The organism is Venatoribacter cucullus (genome assembly GCF_016132445.1).
Classification (GTDB): Bacteria; Pseudomonadota; Gammaproteobacteria; order Pseudomonadales; family Oceanobacteraceae; genus Venatoribacter; species Venatoribacter cucullus.
This window is the reverse complement of sequence record NZ_CP046056.1, coordinates 1,344,974-1,363,975: the sequence shown is the minus strand read 5'-3', so window position 1 is coordinate 1,363,975 and position 19,002 is coordinate 1,344,974. Positions and strand designations below refer to the sequence as shown.

At 56.1% G+C, this 19,002-nt stretch carries 18 protein-coding genes; 9 read left to right on the top strand and 9 right to left on the bottom strand.

Annotation, left to right across the window (positions count from 1 at the left end; genetic code table 11):
* Positions 1 to 4: 4 nt before the first annotated feature.
* Genes cysG through GJQ55_RS13415 form a run of 6 tightly spaced genes read right to left on the bottom strand, consistent with a single transcriptional unit; the run spans position 5 to position 7,521 of the window.
* Positions 5 to 1,369, bottom strand: coding sequence for a siroheme synthase CysG (gene cysG, locus GJQ55_RS06450; protein ID WP_228346683.1), 1,365 nt, complete (start codon positions 1,367 to 1,369; stop codon positions 5 to 7).
* Positions 1,366 to 2,649 carry a serine--tRNA ligase gene (serS, locus tag GJQ55_RS06445; RefSeq protein ID WP_228346682.1) on the bottom strand — a complete coding sequence of 428 codons (1,284 nt, stop codon included), beginning with the start codon at positions 2,647 to 2,649 and terminating at the stop codon, positions 1,366 to 1,368. Before serS ends, cysG begins: the two co-directional genes overlap by 4 nt.
* A gap of 18 nt (positions 2,650 to 2,667) precedes the next feature.
* Entirely contained in the window at positions 2,668 to 3,042 is a 375-nt protein-coding gene (gene crcB, locus GJQ55_RS06440) for a fluoride efflux transporter CrcB (RefSeq protein ID WP_228346681.1), read from the bottom strand.
* Positions 3,039 to 4,364, bottom strand: a complete 1,326-nt coding sequence (locus GJQ55_RS06435) for a replication-associated recombination protein A (protein ID WP_228346680.1) — start codon at positions 4,362 to 4,364, stop codon at positions 3,039 to 3,041. The genes crcB and GJQ55_RS06435 overlap by 4 nt, the downstream gene beginning before the upstream one ends.
* Positions 4,354 to 4,995, bottom strand: coding sequence for an outer membrane lipoprotein periplasmic chaperone LolA (gene lolA / locus GJQ55_RS06430; protein ID WP_228346679.1), 642 nt, complete (start codon positions 4,993 to 4,995; stop codon positions 4,354 to 4,356). Before lolA ends, GJQ55_RS06435 begins: the two co-directional genes overlap by 11 nt.
* Positions 4,996 to 5,010: 15 nt before the next feature.
* Positions 5,011 to 7,521, bottom strand: coding sequence for a DNA translocase FtsK (locus GJQ55_RS13415; RefSeq protein WP_338149185.1), 2,511 nt, complete (start codon positions 7,519 to 7,521; stop codon positions 5,011 to 5,013).
* Positions 7,522 to 7,572: 51 nt separating this feature from the next.
* Here GJQ55_RS13415 and aat point away from each other — a divergent pair, with 51 nt between their 5' ends.
* The 3 genes from aat (at position 7,573) to infA (ending at position 9,271) form a co-directional block, all read left to right on the top strand.
* Positions 7,573 to 8,262, top strand: coding sequence for a leucyl/phenylalanyl-tRNA--protein transferase (gene aat / locus GJQ55_RS06415; RefSeq protein ID WP_228346678.1), 690 nt, complete (start codon positions 7,573 to 7,575; stop codon positions 8,260 to 8,262).
* Positions 8,262 to 8,975 carry an arginyltransferase gene (locus tag GJQ55_RS06410; RefSeq protein WP_228346677.1) on the top strand — a complete coding sequence of 238 codons (714 nt, stop codon included), beginning with the start codon at positions 8,262 to 8,264 and terminating at the stop codon, positions 8,973 to 8,975. The genes aat and GJQ55_RS06410 overlap by 1 nt, the downstream gene beginning before the upstream one ends.
* Before the next feature lie 77 nt (positions 8,976 to 9,052).
* On the top strand, positions 9,053 to 9,271 hold the full coding sequence (gene infA, locus GJQ55_RS06405) for a translation initiation factor IF-1 (protein ID WP_028292799.1): 219 nt from the start codon (positions 9,053 to 9,055) through the stop codon (positions 9,269 to 9,271).
* 28 nt (positions 9,272 to 9,299) lie between these two features.
* Here the strand turns inward: infA and clpA are convergent, their stop codons facing one another.
* Positions 9,300 to 11,558 (bottom strand): ATP-dependent Clp protease ATP-binding subunit ClpA, encoded by a 2,259-nt coding sequence (clpA, locus tag GJQ55_RS06400; protein ID WP_228346676.1) that lies wholly within the window; start codon positions 11,556 to 11,558, stop codon positions 9,300 to 9,302.
* A 15-nt stretch (positions 11,559 to 11,573) separates the two neighbouring features.
* Positions 11,574 to 11,933 (bottom strand): ATP-dependent Clp protease adapter ClpS, encoded by a 360-nt coding sequence (clpS, locus tag GJQ55_RS06395; protein WP_228346675.1) that lies wholly within the window; start codon positions 11,931 to 11,933, stop codon positions 11,574 to 11,576.
* Positions 11,934 to 12,165: 232 nt separating this feature from the next.
* Here clpS and cspD point away from each other — a divergent pair, with 232 nt between their 5' ends.
* Positions 12,166 to 12,387, top strand: coding sequence for a cold shock domain-containing protein CspD (gene cspD, locus GJQ55_RS06390; protein WP_228346674.1), 222 nt, complete (start codon positions 12,166 to 12,168; stop codon positions 12,385 to 12,387).
* 97 nt (positions 12,388 to 12,484) lie between these two features.
* On the opposite strand, the gene GJQ55_RS06385 is transcribed toward cspD, so the two are convergent.
* Positions 12,485 to 14,719, bottom strand: coding sequence for an NADP-dependent isocitrate dehydrogenase (locus tag GJQ55_RS06385; RefSeq protein ID WP_228346673.1), 2,235 nt, complete (start codon positions 14,717 to 14,719; stop codon positions 12,485 to 12,487).
* 271 nt (positions 14,720 to 14,990) lie between these two features.
* Between GJQ55_RS06385 and GJQ55_RS06380 the strand changes: the two genes are divergently transcribed.
* The 5 genes from GJQ55_RS06380 to dusA are packed head-to-tail and all read left to right on the top strand — an operon-like array spanning position 14,991 to position 18,874.
* Complete coding sequence (locus tag GJQ55_RS06380; protein ID WP_228346672.1) at positions 14,991 to 15,635, top strand: pseudouridine synthase; 645 nt, start codon at positions 14,991 to 14,993, stop codon at positions 15,633 to 15,635.
* 60 nt (positions 15,636 to 15,695) lie between these two features.
* Complete coding sequence (locus tag GJQ55_RS06375) at positions 15,696 to 16,148, top strand: NUDIX hydrolase (RefSeq protein ID WP_228346671.1); 453 nt, start codon at positions 15,696 to 15,698, stop codon at positions 16,146 to 16,148.
* Positions 16,148 to 17,266: a tRNA 2-thiouridine(34) synthase MnmA gene (mnmA, locus tag GJQ55_RS06370; protein ID WP_420907160.1), complete on the top strand. Its 1,119-nt coding sequence runs from the start codon at positions 16,148 to 16,150 to the stop codon at positions 17,264 to 17,266. Before GJQ55_RS06375 ends, mnmA begins: the two co-directional genes overlap by 1 nt.
* Positions 17,263 to 17,895, top strand: coding sequence for a high frequency lysogenization protein HflD (hflD, locus tag GJQ55_RS06365; RefSeq protein WP_228346669.1), 633 nt, complete (start codon positions 17,263 to 17,265; stop codon positions 17,893 to 17,895). Before mnmA ends, hflD begins: the two co-directional genes overlap by 4 nt.
* Before the next feature lies 1 nt (position 17,896).
* On the top strand, positions 17,897 to 18,874 hold the full coding sequence (gene dusA / locus GJQ55_RS06360; RefSeq protein ID WP_228346668.1) for a tRNA dihydrouridine(20/20a) synthase DusA: 978 nt from the start codon (positions 17,897 to 17,899) through the stop codon (positions 18,872 to 18,874).
* The last annotated feature ends 128 nt before the right edge of the window (positions 18,875 to 19,002 follow it).

The window sequence follows — 19,002 nt, the reverse complement described above, 5'->3', positions numbered from 1 at the left end:
ATACTCAGCGCCACTGCAGTTTTTTATGCAGGCTGACCACCGACCCGACAATGGTCAGCGTAGGAGCGCTGATGTCCCGATCCCGAACGTAATCAGGCATTTCCTGCAGCGTGCTGATATGCACCTGTTGCTCTGGCAATGTGCCTTTTTCAATCAGGGCTATAGGGGTATCGGCCGGCATACCGTTTTTCATTAATTGCGCGCAAATATGCGGCAACCCGGTCAGCCCCATATAAATCACCAGGGTCTGCTGCGGATGCACCAGCTCGGTCCAGGGCAGATCACAGGTACCGTCTTTGAGGTGTCCGGTGACAAAGCGCACGCTCTGGGCATGGTCACGATGAGTCAGCGGAATACCGGCATAGGCTGCACAACCGCTGGCAGCGGTTATACCGGGCACCACCTGGAAGGGAATACCGGCTTGCGCCAGTTGTTCAATCTCTTCACCGCCACGGCCAAAAATAAAGGGGTCGCCGCCCTTAAGACGCAGCACTTTTTTGCCGGCCAGCGCGGCATCCACCAGCAGCTGATTAATACCGTCCTGAGGTACGGCATGCTGACTGCGGGCTTTGCCTACATAAAAGCGTTCAGCCTGCGGATGCAATAAATCGAGAATCAGCGGATTCACCAGCCGGTCGTAGAACACCACCTCGGCACTCTGGATCAGACGCAGCGCACGGAAAGTGAGCAGGTCCGGATCTCCCGGACCGGCACCGACCAGCCAGACTTCACCCTTGCCGGCATCATCGCCAGACAGTAGTTCATCGGTTACTGCCGCCGCACGGCCGGCCTGACGCCCCAGAATCAGCTCGGGCGCCATGCTGTTCATCCAGCTCCGCCAGAACGCCGCCCGTTCAGACGGTTTCAGCAAGGCTTTAATCCGCTCGCGCAGCTGCTCGACATAGCTGCCGAGCTGGCGGTAATCCTGTGGTAAAAACGCTTCGAGGCGCTGTTTAACATGCCGGGTTAACGCCGGTGAAGCGCCCTGAGTCGACACACTCACCAGCAAGGGCGATCGGTCGATAACGGCGGGGAAAATAAAATCATTGTCGCGGGTATCATCCACCCGACACACCAGGCAGCCCTGACGGCGACCAGACTCAGCCAGCGCTGCATTGAGCTGTGGATTATCCGTGGCCAGTACCAGCAGGCTGCCGGAAGCAAAGACTTCTGCGGCCGTAGCCGGACGTTGTTCAAGCGTAATCTGAGTAGCCAGCGCCTGAATATCGCGGTGCAAATGCGGGGCAATAACGCGCACCGCCGCCCCGGCCTGCACCAGCGTACGGACTTTACGGGCGGCAACGGCGCCGCCACCAACCACGATAAAGGGACGGGCATCCCCCCGCAGCACGAGGGGTAAGGTCATCATGGACGGATAACCTCAAGCCCCCGCATATAAGGACGCAGAACTTCGGGCACCACGATGCTGCCGTCTTCCTGCTGATAGTTTTCCAGTACGGCGACCAGTGTACGGCCAACCGCCAGACCAGAGCCGTTCAAGGTGTGCAGCAACTCTGGTTTACCGGTTTCCGGATTACGCCAGCGGGCCTGCATACGGCGAGCCTGATAATCACCAAAGGTGCTGCAGGAAGAAATTTCGCGGTATTTCTGTTGGCCGGGCAGCCACACTTCCAGATCGTAAGTGCGGGCTGCAGAGAAGCCGAGATCGCCACCGCACAGCAGCACTTTGCGATACGGTAATTTCAGTTTCTGCAGAATGGTTTCGGCATGCCCGGTTAATTCTTCCAGCGCGGCATCGGACTGCTCGGCACGGACAAATTGCACCAGTTCCACTTTGTCGAACTGATGCTGGCGGATCATGCCGCGGGTATCACGGCCATAGCTGCCGGCTTCGCTGCGGAAACACGGCGTATGCGCCACTTTTTTAACCGGCAGCGGACCGTCATAAACGGCATCACGCATCAGGTTGGTTACCGGCACTTCAGCGGTCGGGATCAGATAAAAATCTTTATCACCCTGTGCCTGCGGGATGCGGAACAGGTCTTCTTCAAACTTAGGCAACTGGCCGGTGCCTTCCAGCGCCTGACGGTTCACCAGATACGGCACATAGGTTTCTTCGTAACCGTGTTCTTCACTGTGTACGTCCAGCATAAATTGCGCCAGTGCGCGGTGCAGTTTGGCCATGGCACCGCTCATGGCGGCAAAGCGGGAACCTGCTACCAGCGCGCCCTGATCGAAACTCAGGCCCAATGGCTCGCCCAGGTCAACATGGTCTTTCGCGGTAAAACTGAACGCTGTGGGTTCGCCCCATACCAGCACTTCAAGGTTATCGTTTTCATCGGCACCGAACGGCACTGCTGCCTGCGGCACGTTGGGGATGCTCATCAGCAAATCACGCAGGCTTTGCTCGGCCTGCTTGGCCTGCTGTTCGGCTTCGGTAATGTCGGAATCAATGCTGCCCATCACCTGTGCTTTGGCATCTTCCGGTGACATGCCCTGACCGATCAGGGCACCGATTTGTTTGGAGGCTTTTTTCTTTTCTGCCTGCAACGTCTGGGCGCGGGTTAAGGCGCTTTTACGCGCTTCGTCCAATGCCTGAAATTCAGCCTCATTAAACTGAAAGCCTTTTTTACCCAGAGCCGATTTGACCTGATCGATGTTGTCGCGAATAAATTTAATATCGAGCATTGCTATTAATACCAGCGCTTAAACCAAAGATTTTGAAACCCAGATACCGGCCGCCGTGGCCAGCAAACACCCCACTACACTGAGGCCGACATAACCACCAAAGGCCAGCCAGCGCTCCTGTTGCAGCAAGGCAATACTTTCCAGAGAAAAGGTCGAAAACGTTGTGAAGGCACCGAGAAAACCGATCATCAGCACCTGCTTGTGCTGCTCACTGCCCCACTGTTGCTGCACCAGCCAGACCCAGGCCACACCAATGGCGAAGGAGCCTAGCAGGTTCACTGTCAGCGTGCCATAGGGGAACGGCTGGCCAGCCAGGCGGAATACCCAGCCTGCCAGCCAGTAACGGGCCATTGCCCCCAACGCGCCACCCAGTGCAATCCACAACCAGATCATGAGCCATCTCCTGCCGGATAACGCTGCTGTGGCGATTGCTGATCCAGCTGACGTAACCAGGCTAACTTCTCCGCAATTTTGCTTTCCAGCCCTCGCGGCACCGGCTGATACAATCGGGTATCTTTCAGCTCCGGCGGGAAATAATTTTCACCCGCCGCGTAAGCATCCGGCTCGTCGTGGGCGTAGCGATATTCGGCGCCGTAATCCAGTGATTTCATCAGTTTGGTCGGTGCATTACGCAAATGCACCGGCACTTCATACGAAGGTCCCGACGCCACCAGCGCGCGCATCTGTTTATAAGCGCTGTAGACGGCGTTGCTTTTCGGCGCACAGGCCAGATACACCACCGCCTGCGCCAGCGCCAGCTCGCCTTCGGGGGAGCCTAACCGCTCCTGCACATCCCAGGCCGCGGTACAGATGCTGAGCGCACGCGGGTCCGCATTACCGATATCTTCACTGGCCATGCGCACCACCCGGCGCGCTACATAGAGCGGATCACAGCCACCATCCAGCATACGCACCAGCCAATACAAGGCAGCGTCCGGGTCGGAGCCGCGCACGGATTTGTGCAGGGCGGAAATTTGGTCGTAAAACACATCGCCGCCTTTATCAAAGCGGCGCGCATGGTTGCCCAGTAATTCTTTCACAATGGGTTCGGTCAGCGGCGCATGATTGGCCAACTGCAAACCGATTTCGAGCATGTTCAGTACCCGCCGGCCATCGCCATCGGCGGCGACTGCCAACAATTGCAGCGCCTCGGGCGTTACCTCCGGTACCGGCTCCAAACGCTGCAGCGCACGCTGCAACAGCTGCAACAATTGTTCAGCTTCCAGCCGTTTTAATACCAGCACCTGCGCCCGCGACAGCAGCGCGTTATTCAGTTCAAACGACGGATTTTCCGTGGTCGCGCCAACAAAAATAAAAGTGCCGTCTTCCACGTAAGGTAAAAAAGCATCCTGCTGGGATTTATTAAAGCGGTGCACTTCATCAATAAACAACACTGTCTTACGACCATGCGCACGATATTGCTGTGCTTTTACCACCGCTTCACGGATTTCTTTAACGCCAGCCAGCACGGCACTGAGGGTAATAAAAGCGGCATCCACATAATTGGCCAACAGCCGCGCCAGGGTGGTTTTTCCAACCCCCGGCGGCCCCCAGAAAATCAGCGAGTGCAGATGCCCGGCTTCCAGTGACCGGCGCAAGGGCGTGCCCGGGCCAATCACCTGCTCCTGGCCGATATAATCATCCAGTGTTTGTGGGCGCAGCCGCGCCGCCAGTGGTTCGTAGGCGGAATCGGCGGCGAACAAATCAGAGTTCATGACGTCCGTCGATCACGTCCACGCCTTCCGGCACATCAAAAATAAAGGCCTGATGATCGGTGGGCTTATTGGTTTTTATCCGGGCAAACACAATTTCCGTAATCTGACCGGCTGCATCGTAAATACGCATACTTTCCAGCTGTTGCTGCTGGTACTGAAATTCCAGTTTTTCAAACAACTGGCTGCGGTCTTTCGGGGTTAACTGATAACGGCTGAAATCACCCTGCAGGCTTTCGGCCACGGTAAAATTCTGCCCCACCTGCGCACTGTCGCCACTGAGCAGCAGCGCCGGTGTTTCCTGTACCCGCAGATCCATATTACGGATGGTGACCTGCTCCAGATCCATATCGTAAATCCACACCAGTTCACCGTCCGACACCACCAGCTGCTCATATGGAGCCGCCGTTTGCCAGCGCATTTTGCCAGGCTTAGCCACGGTTAAGGTGCCATTCAGCTGCTGCAGGGTACGGCCAGCGTTGTCACGGGTAACCTGAGTAAAGTCAGCCTCCAGTGACTGCAATTGCTGCAGCCGGGCCAGAAAATTAGCCAGCGCATCAGCCTGTGCTGACAAGGCCAGACTCAACAGTCCGGTTAATAAGGCAAAACGGACCATCAGACTGCGGATTTTCACAATAACAACCTCTGTTTAGTATTCGGGTGGTGAGCCGGCCAGCACTTCGCGGGAACCATTGTGCGCCGGGGAGGAAACCACACCGGCGGCTTCCATGGTTTCGACCAGTCGCGCGGCGCGATTATAGCCGATGCGTAATTTGCGCTGTACGGAAGAAATGGAGCATTTACCGCTTTCGGTGACAAAGGCCACGGCCAGATCGTAGAGTTCATCCTGCTCACCATCGCCCAGATCACCGCCGGCACCGCCGCCACCTTCATCGTCGTGCCGGGTAATTTCTTCAATGTAGTCCGGCGCCCCGCGCTGCTTCCATTCCGCTACCAGGCGGTGCACTTCATCATCGTCCACAAAAGCACCGTGTACACGTTCAGGCACGGCATGGCCAGGGGGCATATAGAGCATATCGCCGTGGCCCAGCAGCTGCTCGGCACCGCCCTGATCCAGAATGGTGCGGGAGTCAATTTTGGACGACACCTGAAACGAAATACGGGTCGGAATATTGGCTTTAATCAGACCGGTAATCACATCCACCGAGGGGCGCTGAGTAGCCAGAATCATGTGAATACCGGAAGCCCGCGCCTTCTGGGCAATACGGGCAATCAGCTCTTCTACCTTTTTGCCCACCATCATCATCATGTCGGCAAACTCATCGATAACGATGACGATATAAGGCAACGGCTGCAGCAATGGCGGCTGGGTTTCAAAGGACTGCTCAATTTTCCACAACGGGTCAACAATGGGCTGACCGGCCTCAATGGCATCGCGCACTTTTTTGTTGTAGCCGGCAATGTTGCGCACGCCCAGTGCCGCCATCAGCATATAGCGCCGTTCCATTTCCGCTACCGACCAGCGCAGCGCATTGCTGGCTTCTTTCATGTCGGTAACCACCGGCGTCAGCAGATGCGGAATGCCTTCATAAACGGAAAGTTCGAGCATTTTCGGGTCGACCAGAATCAGGCGCAGCTCATCCGGTGTGGATTTAAACAACAGGCTCAGCAGCATGGCGTTTACACCCACGGATTTACCGGAGCCAGTGGTACCGGCTACCAGCAGGTGCGGCATTTTGGCCAGATCGGTAATCACCGGATTGCCGCCGATATCGTGCCCCAGTGCCAGCGTCAGCGGCGATTTGGAGCGATCATATTCTTCCGAGGCCAGCACTTCCGACAGCGAGACAACAGCACGGTCTTCGTTCGGCACTTCGATACCCATCACCGATTTACCCGGAATAACCTCCACCACGCGCACGCTGAGCATGGCCATGGAACGGGCCAGATCGCGGGCCAGATTGGAAATTTTGCTGGCTTTCACCCCCGGCGCCGGCTGAATTTCAAAGCGGGTGATTACCGGGCCTGGGGCAACGGCGGTGACTTCAATTTTGACCCCGAAATCGGCCAGTTTCTGTACCAGCAGACGCGATAATTCCTGCAGGCGCTCAGCGGAAAAACCGGCCTTCTGATCAGCACGTGGCGGATCCAGCAACGCAATGGAAGGCAACGGCTGATCACCTTTAAACAAACTGCCCTGCAAATCCCGCTGTGCCCGCTCGCTGGGTTTACTTTCGCGTTTTTCCAGCGGCTGAATCGGTACCGCCAGCGGCTCGGCAGCAACCGCTGCGCGTGGTTTTCTGCTGGTCTGTGTGACAACCGGTTCATCATCCCAGGGCAGCAGTTCGTCATTGTCGTTGCGATCATCATCATCCACCGACAGCGTATCCAGCAGCAGCGGCGGTTCGCTACCCCCTTCCTCCGCAGTGCCATCCCCCAACGAAGGTTCGGCACGGCTACTGGTGCGACGACTGAACAAGCCTGTACGGGCGGGTTTTTCCACCACCAGAGCACTCAGCTGCGCCGGTTCATCATATTCAGCCCCGGTTACCGGTGCTGCAGCCGGTTTATCGGCTGCCGCCTGCGGTTGTTTCTGCAAGCGCTGCAGCAACCAGCCGCCCAGACGATCGAACAGTTGCAGCCAGGAAAATTCGAGATACAGCATCAGCCCCAGCGCCAGGGAGGCCGCCACCACCACCGCCGTGCCGGCAAAGCTGAACAGCGGCAACAGCACTGCCGCCAGTGACTGTCCGAGAATGCCACCGGCACCGGCCGGCAGTTGCTCACCGTGCCAGATACTCATTTCAGCCAACGCACAGAGCATCGACAGCGATAACAGCAAACCAAAGCTTCGGGTCAGCCAGAACCAGCCGTCTGTGGGCGCGGTTTTGCGGAACAACAACACCAGCTTGGTCATAACCAGCAGCGGGATAGCAAAGGCCAGATAACCAAAGGCATGAAACAGAACATCGGCCAGCAAAGCGCCGACTTTGCCGGCAGCGTTGCGGGCCGGCGTATCGCCGCTGACGGACCAGGCCTGATCCAGCGGCGAATAGGTGAACAGGGCCAGCAACAACAATAAGCTGGCCAGTAATAGCGCTAAAAATACCGCATCATGGCGGCGGCTCCAGCTGTTGCCGGACGCAACACTGGCATGACCTGCTGGCTGAAAATCCACTTCAGACGTATCCTTTGACAACTCTTATTCCTGCAAATATGACCGGATAGCGCAGTCTACCACGGGTTTTACATGATTGATTGGCTTGACGAAAACGGCGTTCCTGAGTTCCCGTCACCGCGCAAAGCGCTGTCCGACCCCAATGGTTTACTGGCAGCCGGCGGCGGCATGTCGCCGCTCTGGCTCGACACCGCTTATAGGGCGGGTATTTTCCCCTGGCACGATCCCGACGATGTGCGGCTGTGGTGGTCGCCGGCACCAAGAGCAGTCATCACCCCCGCCAGCTTCCGTATTCCGCGCTCCGTACGCAAATTATTGAAAAATCCCTGGCAGCTGACCACCAATATGGCTTTTGAGCGGGTGATGCGGGCCTGTTCAGCCCCCCGTTCCGCCACCAACGGGGTCTGGATTAACCCGCAGATGATCAGCGCCTACACCCGCCTGCATCATGCCGGCCGCGCATTAAGTGCCGAAGTCTGGGATGAAAACGGCGAGTTGTGCGGCGGTTTTTATGGCCTGCAGATTGGTTCGGTTTTCTTTGGCGAGTCGATGTTTTCACATCGTTCCGGGGCTTCACAGTTTGCCTTTGCAAGGCTTGCACCGTTGCTGTTTGGTCAGGGTATCGAACTGATTGATTGCCAGATGAAAACCGACCACCTGGCCCGCTTTGGCATTATCGAACTCGGCCGCGACGCCTTTGAGCAGCATCTTACGGACCATACCAACACACCCACTTTGCCCCCACTGCCCGGATTCTGTTAATGCACTCCCGCACCTTCCGGCTGTTTCAGCCCACCGACACCCATTCCTGCAGCTATCTGAATGATCGTGACGCCCGCAGTACTTATGTGGATCCGGGTGAAGAGCTGGATCAGCAGTCTCTGACCCTGCTCAGCCTGAATGGGTTCCGCCGCAGCGGCCGCCTGCTGTACCGGCCCGATTGCCCCGGCTGCAGCGCCTGCCAGTCGGTACGGCTGCGCCTGAGTGATTTCAAAGCCAGCCGCAACCAGCGCCGGATTCTGCGCCGTAATCAGGATCTGCGCCTGAGCGTGGCCAAACCGATGCAAGCCGAAGCCGGCTGCTACGCCTTATTTGAACGCTACATTAATACCCGCCATGCCGACGGTGATATGTACCCGGCCAGCCGTGAACAGTTTGCCGATTTCCTGCTCAGCGATTTTGGCACCAGCCGCTTCCTGCTGGCGCATCGTGACGGCGAGCTGGTGGCCTGCATGGTGTTTGATCTGCTACTGGACGGGGTGTCGTCGGTCTATTGTTTTTATGCCCCGGAAGAGGAAAAACGCTCACTGGGCACCTTTATGATTCTCTGCCTGAATCAGCTGGCCCAGGGTTTGTTGTTGCCATACAACTACCTGGGTTACTACGTAGAAGGCAGCCGCAAAATGGATTACAAAGCGAATTTCAGCCCACTGGAAGCCTGGAACGGCCATTATTGGCAGCCACTGACGGAATGAACAGCCCACTGCTTTGCTTATTGTGTCGAATTAGTGCAGAATGCGCGCGCATTGTGCAAGGTCTACACAGGTGACGAATGGCAAAAGATGATCACATTGAAATGGAAGGTGAGGTAATTGATACCCTTCCTAATACGATGTTCCGGGTAAAACTGGAAAATGGGCACGTAGTAACGGCTCATATTTCCGGCAAGATGCGTAAGAACTACATCCGCATTCTGACCGGCGACAAGGTTAAGGTGGAATTAACCCCCTACGACCTGAGCAAAGGCCGGATTACTTACCGGGCACGCTGATGCCAGCCTGCCCGGATGGGTACCGACCTCAGGCCGGTACTTCTTCGGGCACCGCCAGCACCAGCTCGCCCTCTTCCGCAAGAATATCCACTTCCCCGCCCTGACTGAGCTCGCCGAACAGAATCTTTTCGGCCAGCGGTTTTTTGATTTTATCCTGTACCAGACGAGCCATGGGACGAGCGCCCATTTTTTCGTCATAGCCGTGCTCGGCCAGCCAGCGGCGTGCATCCTCACTGACGTTCAGCAGCACCCGTTTTTCGTCCAGCTGCCCCTGCAGTTCGGCCAGGAACTTATCCACCACGTGCAGAATGGTATCCCGTGACAAGGGCGCAAACTGCACAATGCTGTCGATACGGTTGCGGAACTCCGGCGTAAAGATTTTCTTCAGCGCTTCTGCTCCATCGCTGCTGTGATCCTGATGCGTAAAGCCAATACTGGCACGACTCATCTGCTCGGCACCGGCGTTGGTGGTCATAATCAGAATCACATTACGGAAGTCGGTTTTGCGGCCGTTGTTATCCGTTAACGTACCGTGATCCATCACCTGCAACAGAATATTAAATACTTCCGGATGCGCTTTTTCGATTTCATCCAACAGCAACACGCAATGCGGATTTTTGTTGACCGCTTCGGTCAGCAGACCACCCTGATCAAAACCGACATAGCCCGGTGGCGCACCGATTAAGCGCGATACCGTATGCCGCTCCATGTATTCCGACATATCAAAGCGGATCAGTTCCATACCCATCACGGCCGCCAGCTGGCGGGAAACTTCGGTTTTACCCACCCCGGTCGGGCCGGCAAACAGGAAGGAACCCACGGGTTTCTGCGGTGAGGTTAACCCGGCACGGGCCATTTTAATGGCGGTGGACAGCGTCTGAATGGCTTCATCCTGACCAAACACCACCATGGATAATTTGTCTTCCAGCTTAAACAACAACTCTTTGTCCGAAGCCGATACGGTTTTTGGCGGAATGCGGGCAATGGATGCCACCACCTGCTCAATTTCGGCCACATTAATCACTTTCTTACGCTTGTTAACCGGCAACAGATGCTGCATGGCACCGACTTCATCGATGACATCAATGGCTTTATCGGGCAGGTTACGGTCAGTAATGTAGCGTTCAGATAACTCGGCGGCCGCTTTCAGGGCTTTGTCGGTGTAGCGGATACCATGATGCTCTTCGAAGCGTGACTTCAGGCCTTTCAGGATTTTGTAGGTGTCTTCCACCGATGGCTGGGCCACATCGATTTTCTGGAAACGACGGGTTAAGGCGCTGTCTTTTTCAAAAATACCGCGATATTCAGTAAAGGTGGTGGAACCCACGCAGCGGATTTCGCCGGAACTGAGCAGTGGCTTCAGCAGATTGCTGGCATCCATCACCCCACCGGAGGCGGCACCGGCACCGATAATGGTGTGAATCTCATCGATAAACAGAATGCCGTGCGGCTGTTTTTTCAGCTCAGCCAGCAGTGCTTTTAAGCGTTTTTCAAAATCACCCCGGTATTTGGTACCGGCCAGCAGTGCGCCCATATCCAGGCTGTACACCACCGCATCGGCAATAACCTCCGGCACGTCGTGGTCCACAATACGCTTGGCCAGACCTTCAACAATGGCGGTTTTGCCAACACCGGAATCGCCCACCAGCAGTGGGTTATTTTTACGCCGGCGCGCCAGTGTCTGCACCAGGCGACTGACTTCATAATCACGGCCAATCAGCGGGTCAATCTTACCTTCCCGCGCCAGCCGGTTAAGGTTGGTGGCATAGCCTTCCAGGGCGCTGCGGGAAGTGCTGCCGCCCTCATCGTCAGAATGTTCCGACATGGAGTCTGCGGACTCTTCCGGGCCGGATACCTTGGAAATACCGTGTGAGATGTAATTCACAACATCAATTCGGGCCACGTTCTGCTGTTTCAGGAAGTAAACCGCCTGGCTTTCCTGTTCAGAGAAAATCGCCACCAGCACGTTGGCACCGGTTACTTCCGCTTTGCCGGACGACTGCACATGGAATACTGCCCGCTGCAGCACACGCTGAAAGCCCAGCGTCGGCTGGGTTTCGCGCTCGCCGTCATGTTCCGGGATCAGCGGTGTGGTGGAGTCGACAAATTCTTTCAGATCTTTGCGCAGGCGCTCGATATCCGCCCCACAGGCATGCAATACCGAAGTTGCCGCAGGGTTGTCCAGTAAGGCCAGCAGCAGATGTTCAACCGTCATAAACTCATGACGCTTACTGCGGGCATCACGGAATGCTTCATTCAGGGTCTGCTCTAACTCGCGGTTCAGCATAATGCCTCCTAACCCTCAGTCTTCGGACGGAACAATTTCACAGGTCAGCGGATGCTGACAGTCTCTCGCGTATTGATTCACCAGCGCTGCTTTAGTTTCAGCAATATCGCGGGTGTATACCGCACAAACGGCACTGCCTTCGTGATGCACCGCCAGCATAATGCGGGTGGCCTGCTCTGGAGTCTTGGCGAAATAACCCTGTAACACCTCTACCACAAACTCCATCGGCGTATAGTCATCATTCAGCATAACCACAGCGTACATGGACGGACGCTTTAATTCCGGCTTAGCGGTATCCAGTGCCAGCCCGCCATCCTGTCCGTTGTCTTCGGCGCTGTTTTGTAAGTCTAGTTGAGTTTTGGAGTGCTGAGGCATAAGGAACCAACAGAATAAAAAGATGTGTGCATGATACCCGCCAGCACGCAGGGGCTCCACCCTGAACCCGGATGACAAAACCGTTACAAAAAACCCATTGACAGAATCCGCCATTATTAAAACCGGGTGCTTGACGCTGTCTTTTTCTGGGCGTAGGTTACGGATTAACCCGTTCACAGAGACGAACTGTTCGCTCTGATATGCAGATACGCAGTTAATGGAGGTTATCCGTATGAAAACAGGGAAAGTAAAGTGGTTTAACAACGCCAAAGGTTACGGTTTTATCCTGGCCGATGACAGTAATGAAGATTTATTCGCGCACTACTCCACCATTCAGATGGATGGCTACCGCACCCTGAAGGCTGGCCAGACCGTACAGTTTGAAACCAAGCCCGGCGAGAAAGGTATTCATGCCGTCAATATCCGCGCCCTGGACAGCACACCGCAGCTCTGAGCAGGCAGGTCACCCGACCAGGCTCACGCAGGCAGTAAGCAAAAAACAAAAAAAGCCCGGCAAGTATTCACCTGCCGGGCTTTTTCCGCGCTGTTAATCAGCAGTGATGCTGATCAATCAGGCCATTCAGTGTATTGCTCGGACGCATGACAGCAGCCGCTTTGACAGGATCCGGACGGTAATAGCCGCCGATCTCTACCGCATGACCCTGCGCGGCCATCAGCTCCTGAATAATTGTCTGCTCATTCTGTTGCAACGCAGCGGCCAACGGCGCAAAACAAGCCTGCAAGCCAGCGTCTTTGTTCTGAGCTGCCAATGCTTCAGCCCAGTACAACGCCAGATAGAAATGACCAGCACGGTTATCCAGATCACCCAGCTTACGGCCAGGTGATTTGTTGTTATCCAACACTTTACCGGTCGCAATATCCAGGGTCTCGGCCAGAATCTGCGCACGGGTGTTATTGGTTACCTGAGACAAATGCTCCAGCGAAGCGGACAACGCCATGTATTCACCCAGTGAATCCCAGCGCAGGAAATCTTCTTCCAGCAATTGCTGAACGTGCTTGGGCGCCGAACCACCCGCACCGGTTTCAAACAGACCACCACCGGCCATCAGCGGTACGATCGACAGCATCTTGGCACTGGTGCCCAGTTCCAGAATCGGGAACAGGTCGGTCAGGTAATCACGCAGTACGTTACCGGTTACCGAGATGGTGTCTTTACCATCTTTAAGACGCTCCAGAGTAAAGCGGGTTGCCGCTTCCGGACTCATAATCTGGATATCCAGACCACTGGTGTCATGATCCTGCAGATATTTTTCTACCTTGGCGATCACCTGGGCATCGTGCGCGCGGTTTTTATCCAGCCAGAATACGGCCGGAGTGTTGCTCAGACGGGCACGGTTTACGGCCAGCTTCACCCAATCCTGTACCGGGGCATCCTTGGTCTGGCACATACGCCAGATATCACCCTCTTCCACGGCATGCTCAAGCAGCACAGCGCCGCCGGCGTCGATTACCTTAACGGTACCGGCAGCCGGAATCTCAAAGGTTTTGTCGTGCGAACCGTATTCTTCGGCCTTCTGCGCCATCAGACCTACGTTTGGTACGCTGCCCATGGTGCGCGGATCGAAAGCACCGTGTTCTTTACAGAACTGAATGGTTTCCTGATACACGCCGGCGTAGCAACGATCCGGAATCACGGCTTTGGTGTCGTACAGGCCACCGTCGGCGCCCCAGAACTTACCGGACGCACGAATCACCGCCGGCATTGACGCATCGACAATTACGTCGTTGGGGAAATGCAGGTTGGTAATACCCTTATCAGAGTTCACCATGCCCAGCGCCGGACGCTTGGCTAAGCAGGCAGCCACATCAGCTTCCAGAGCCTGACGATCTTCTGCCGACAACCGTTCCAGGCGGGTGTAAAAATCCGCCATGCCGTTATTAGGCTTGAAGTTCATAATTTTGATTTTGTCGGCGTGCTTGGCAAACACATCCTCAAAGAACACCGATACGGCATGACCGAAAATAATCGGATCAGACACTTTCATCATGGTGGCTTTCAGGTGCACCGACAGCAGTACATCCTGTGCTTTGGCATCATCCATCGCCTGGGCAAAGAACTTGCGCAGCGCGTTACGGCTCATGACCGAAGCATCGATGATTTCCCCCGCCAGCAGGTTGGTTTTTTCTTTCAGTACAGTGCGCTGACCGGCGGCATCAAACAGCTCAATGCTGACTGCAGTAGCGGCCGGCACAGTGACGGATTTTTCGCTGCCGTAGAAGTCACCTTCGGTCATGTGCGCAACGTGGGATTTGGAATCTTTGCTCCACTCACCCATGGAGTGCGGGTTATTGCGGGCGTATTGCTTAACCGAGGCCGGTGCGCGGCGGTCAGAGTTACCTTCACGCAGCACCGGGTTTACCGCACTGCCTTTGATTTTGTCGTAACGGCGACGGGCTTCACGGTCTTCTTCGGTTTTCGGCTCTTCCAGGTAACGCGGAATGTTAAAGCCTTTATCCTGCAATTCTTTAATAGCGGCTTTCATCTGCGGTACAGACGCGCTGATATTCGGCAGTTTTATAATGTTGGCTTCCGGCTGATTAGCCAGCTCACCCAGCTCGGCCAGTGCATCGGCAACGCGCTGATCATCTTTCAGGTATTCCGGGAACGCTGCCAGGATACGGCCGGATAAAGAGATATCGCGGGTTTCAACAGCAATACCTGCCGATTGAGCGAATGCCTGAATGATCGGCAACAGAGAGTAAGTGGCCAGTGCTGGCGCTTCGTCAGTCTCTGTGTAGATGATTTTGGGGGTAAGGTCGGACATTCTGACTCCTGATTCGTTCGGTTGCTGTGGCGCAAGGCCGTGAGAGGGATCGCTTGTGGCCATCCGATTACGCTAAACTCACCGGCCTGTCGGGTGCTGCACCTGCTTTGCGGTACAGCGCGGAGGTTGCCTCCGCCAATTCTGGTGCCGCCCTTGTTGGAGCTGGCGGCGGTAATTTGTAGTTTTTCTACAAAAAAAGCAAGCTAGACAAAAGAATTAGTAGTTTTCTTACAAAACCGTTTTTTTCCTCCGGAGTATCCAGCCCAAATCCATGGCCAAGCTGATTCTGCTGAATAAACCTTTTAACGTTTTGTCACAGTTTAGTGACTCATCCGGACGCTGCACATTAAAGGCCTGTATTGACCTGCCTGGCGTCTATCCGGCCGGTCGGCTGGACTATGACTCAGAAGGATTGCTGCTGCTGACCGATGACGGCCGGTTACAAGCCCAGATCGCCGACCCGCGGCATAAAATGGAAAAAACCTACTGGGTTCAGGTAGAAGGCATTCCGGACGAGCCGGCTCTGCAGGCACTGCGCGACGGTATTACCTTAAATGATGGCCCGACCCGACCGGCCCAGGTGCGCCGACTGGAACCGGAGCCCAGTCTGTGGCCACGCAACCCACCGATCCGTCAACGCAACAATGACATCACCAGCTGGCTGGAAATCCGTATTAAAGAAGGCCGTAACCGGCAGGTACGCCGGATGACCGCTCATATCGGCCATCCAACCCTTCGGCTGGTGCGGGCACAGATAGGCCCCTGGACGCTGGATAATCTGCAACCGGGTGAATATCGCCAGCTGGAAATTCACATACCGGCGGCAAGCCCGAAGGCCTTGCCCGGCCGCCCGCGCCAAACGGCGGCCAAAACCAACACCAAAGGCCGGCACAGCCATTCCCGCCGGTCGCGTTAATTTGAGCCAACGCCCTGCTTTCAGGTAAACTCACGCCCTTCGTCTTACACCGGAACTGTCATGTCTGAACGCTGGACACCCCATGCTACCGTCGCCACCGTGGTTGAACACAACGGCCGTTTTCTGATGGTCGAAGAACTCGCTCATGGCAGCACACCGGTGCTCAATCAGCCGGCCGGGCATATCGAAGCCAACGAAAGCATTGTTGACGCCGCCCGCCGTGAAACGCTGGAAGAAACCGGCTGGGAAGTCGAACCGGTCGCACTGGTTGGCCTGTACACCTACACCGCCCCGGCCAATGGTGTTACCTACCACCGTTATTGCCTGCAGGCCCGTGCCATCCGCCAGATAGCCAACGCCACGCTGGATGATGGCATTATTGGCCCGCGCTGGATGACCCTGACCGAACTGGAACAAAGCACACAGTTGCGCAGCCCGATGGTGCTGACCTGTGTTAAAGATTACATGGCCGGCAAACGCTTTCCGCTGGACATTATTGTTGAGCACCCATGATGAAAACCCCTGCTGAAACCAAAGTCATCGTCGGCATGTCCGGCGGCGTCGATTCTTCCGTATCGGCCTATCTGTTAATGCAACAGGGCTATCAGGTCGAAGGCCTGTTTATGAAGAACTGGGACGAAGACGACGGCACGGAATACTGTACCGCCAAGGAAGATCTGGCCGATGCTCAGCAGGTGTGCGACAAGCTCGGTATCAAACTGCATCAGGCTAACTTTGCGGCCGAATACTGGGATAACGTCTTTGAATACTTTCTGGCCGAATACAAAGCCGGACGTACGCCCAACCCGGATATTCTGTGTAACCGCGAAATCAAATTCAAAGCCTTCCTCGAATACGCCAAAGTGCTTGGGGCCGACCTGATCGCCACCGGTCATTATGTCCGTCGCCGCGATAACGATGGCCAGACGCTGCTGCTGAAAGGTCTGGATCCGAACAAAGATCAAAGCTACTTCCTGCACGCCGTGGGTGGCAACGAAATCGCCCAAACCCTGTTCCCGGTCGGTGAGCTTGAAAAGCCCGAAGTGCGCCGCATCGCCGAACAGCAAGGGCTGGTCACCGCCACCAAAAAGGACTCCACCGGTATTTGCTTTATCGGCGAGCGCCGTTTCCGTGACTTCCTCAAGCAATACCTGCCCGCCCAGCCCGGTGTAATTGAAACCGACAGCGGTGACGTTATCGGTGAGCATCAGGGCCTGATGTACCACACGCTGGGGCAACGGCAAGGCCTGGGCATTGGTGGTTTATCCGGTTATTCCGATAACCCCTGGTTTGTCGCCGGCAAAGATCTGGAGCGCAATATTCTTATTGCCGTACAGGGCAAAAATCACCCGCTGCTGTTTAAAGAGTGGCTGACCGCCAGCCAGATTTTCTGGGTCAACGACGAGCCGGCGTTGCCGCTGCGCTGCACCGCCAAAGTCCGTTACCGTCAGGATGACCAGCCCTGTCTGGTCGAAGCCCTACCTGAAGGCGGCTATCGGGTTACCTTTGACCAGCCGCAACGCGCCATTACCCCCGGTCAGTCCGTGGTGTTTTATCTGGATGATATATGCCTGGGAGGCGGTGTTATCGAACACACCGGCAATGACGACCAACCGGGAGAAACGCAGTGAATACCGCAACCCTGCAACAGGTAACCGCACTGGCGGCGGTTATTCAGGCGGCCACCCTGGTTGAGCAGCTGGCCCGCAGCGGTGATATTCCGGCGGCGGAAGCAGAACCGTTGCTGCAGGCGTTGTTTATACAGTCGCCCGATCGTTTTGAAGATGTTTATGGCGATGCATCCACCCGGCTGGCCGGTGGATTAAACAACCTGCAGACCATTTTCGGGCAACCGGGGCGCGGCATCAGCCCGGACGTTACCCGCTACGCCTTAAGCCTGCTGCATCTGGAACGCAAACTGCGCCAGAACCCGGATATGCTGGCCGAGCTGGGACGCGGCATTCAGACCGCCGCCCGCCAGTCTGAACACTTTGGTGTCAGCCACGAAAACACCATCGCCGCACTGGCGGATCTGTACAAACAGACTCTCAGTAACCTGAGTTTCCGTATTCACGTCACCGGCAATCCGTCTTTTCTGCAAAATCCCCATACCGCTAATCGTGTCCGTGCCCTGCTGCTGGCCGGGATCCGCGCCGCTATTTTATGGCGTCAGGCCGGTGGCCGGCGCTGGCATCTGCTGTTCAAACGCAGCAGCTGCCTGAAAGCCAGTGAATTACTGCAACAGCAGCGGGAAGCCTGAGATGCCGGTTAACCGTACGTTCTCGACCGCGCCGATGATGGATTGGTCTGACCGCCACTGCCGGATGTTCTGGCGCCAGTTAACCAGGAACACGCTGCTGTACAGTGAAATGGTTACCACCGGCGCGCTGCTGCATGGTCAGCGCGAGCGTTTTCTGCAGTACAGCAACGAAGAACACCCCATCGCCCTGCAACTGGGCGGCAGCGATCCCAAAGCCCTGGCGGAGTGCGCGCGCTTTGCTGAGCAATGGCACTACGACGAAGTGAATCTGAACGTCGGCTGCCCCAGCGACCGGGTGCAGAACAACATGATTGGCGCCTGTTTAATGGCCCATCCGCAGCTGGTGGCCGACTGTCTGAAAGCCATGCGCGATGCCTGCAGCATTGATGTGACGGTGAAGCATCGTATTGGTATTGATGATCAGGACAGCTACGCCCAGCTGTGTGATTTTGTCGGCACCGTGGCCCAAAGCGGCTGCACCACCTTTATTGTGCATGCCCGCAAAGCCATTCTGCAGGGCTTATCGCCGAAGGAAAATCGTGAGATTCCGCCACTGAAATACGAGCTGGTGTATCAGCTGAAACGGGATTTTCCGCAGCTGGAAATCATCCTGAACGGCGGCATCACCACCCATGAGCAATGCGCAGAACATCTGCAGCATCTCGATGGTGTGATGCTGGGCCGTGAGACTTACCACAACCCCTGGATTCTGGCCGAGGCCGACCAGCGCTACTTCAACGCCGCGGCCAACCCGGTAACCGACCGGATAGACGCCCTCCGCGCGCTGCTTCCCTACATTGAGCAACAGCTCAGCCAGGGCGCGACCCTGCACCATATTACCCGCCACACCCTGGGCTTATTCAACGGCCTGCCCGGTGCCCGCCAGTTCCGCCGCCATCTGAGCGAACATGCCACCCGCAAGGGTGCCTGTACTGACGTGCTGGAACAAGCACTGAGCCGCCTTACTGTACCGGCCTGACCGTTCAGGCCGCGTCTTATCTTGTGCGCTTAAGCCGTTGTCTTGCCTCAGTTTTCAACCTTTGCGCGGATTGACCTGAGCCACCGCTTGCGACACTCTAGGCAGCATCCGGCCGCCAAGGTGGCCAA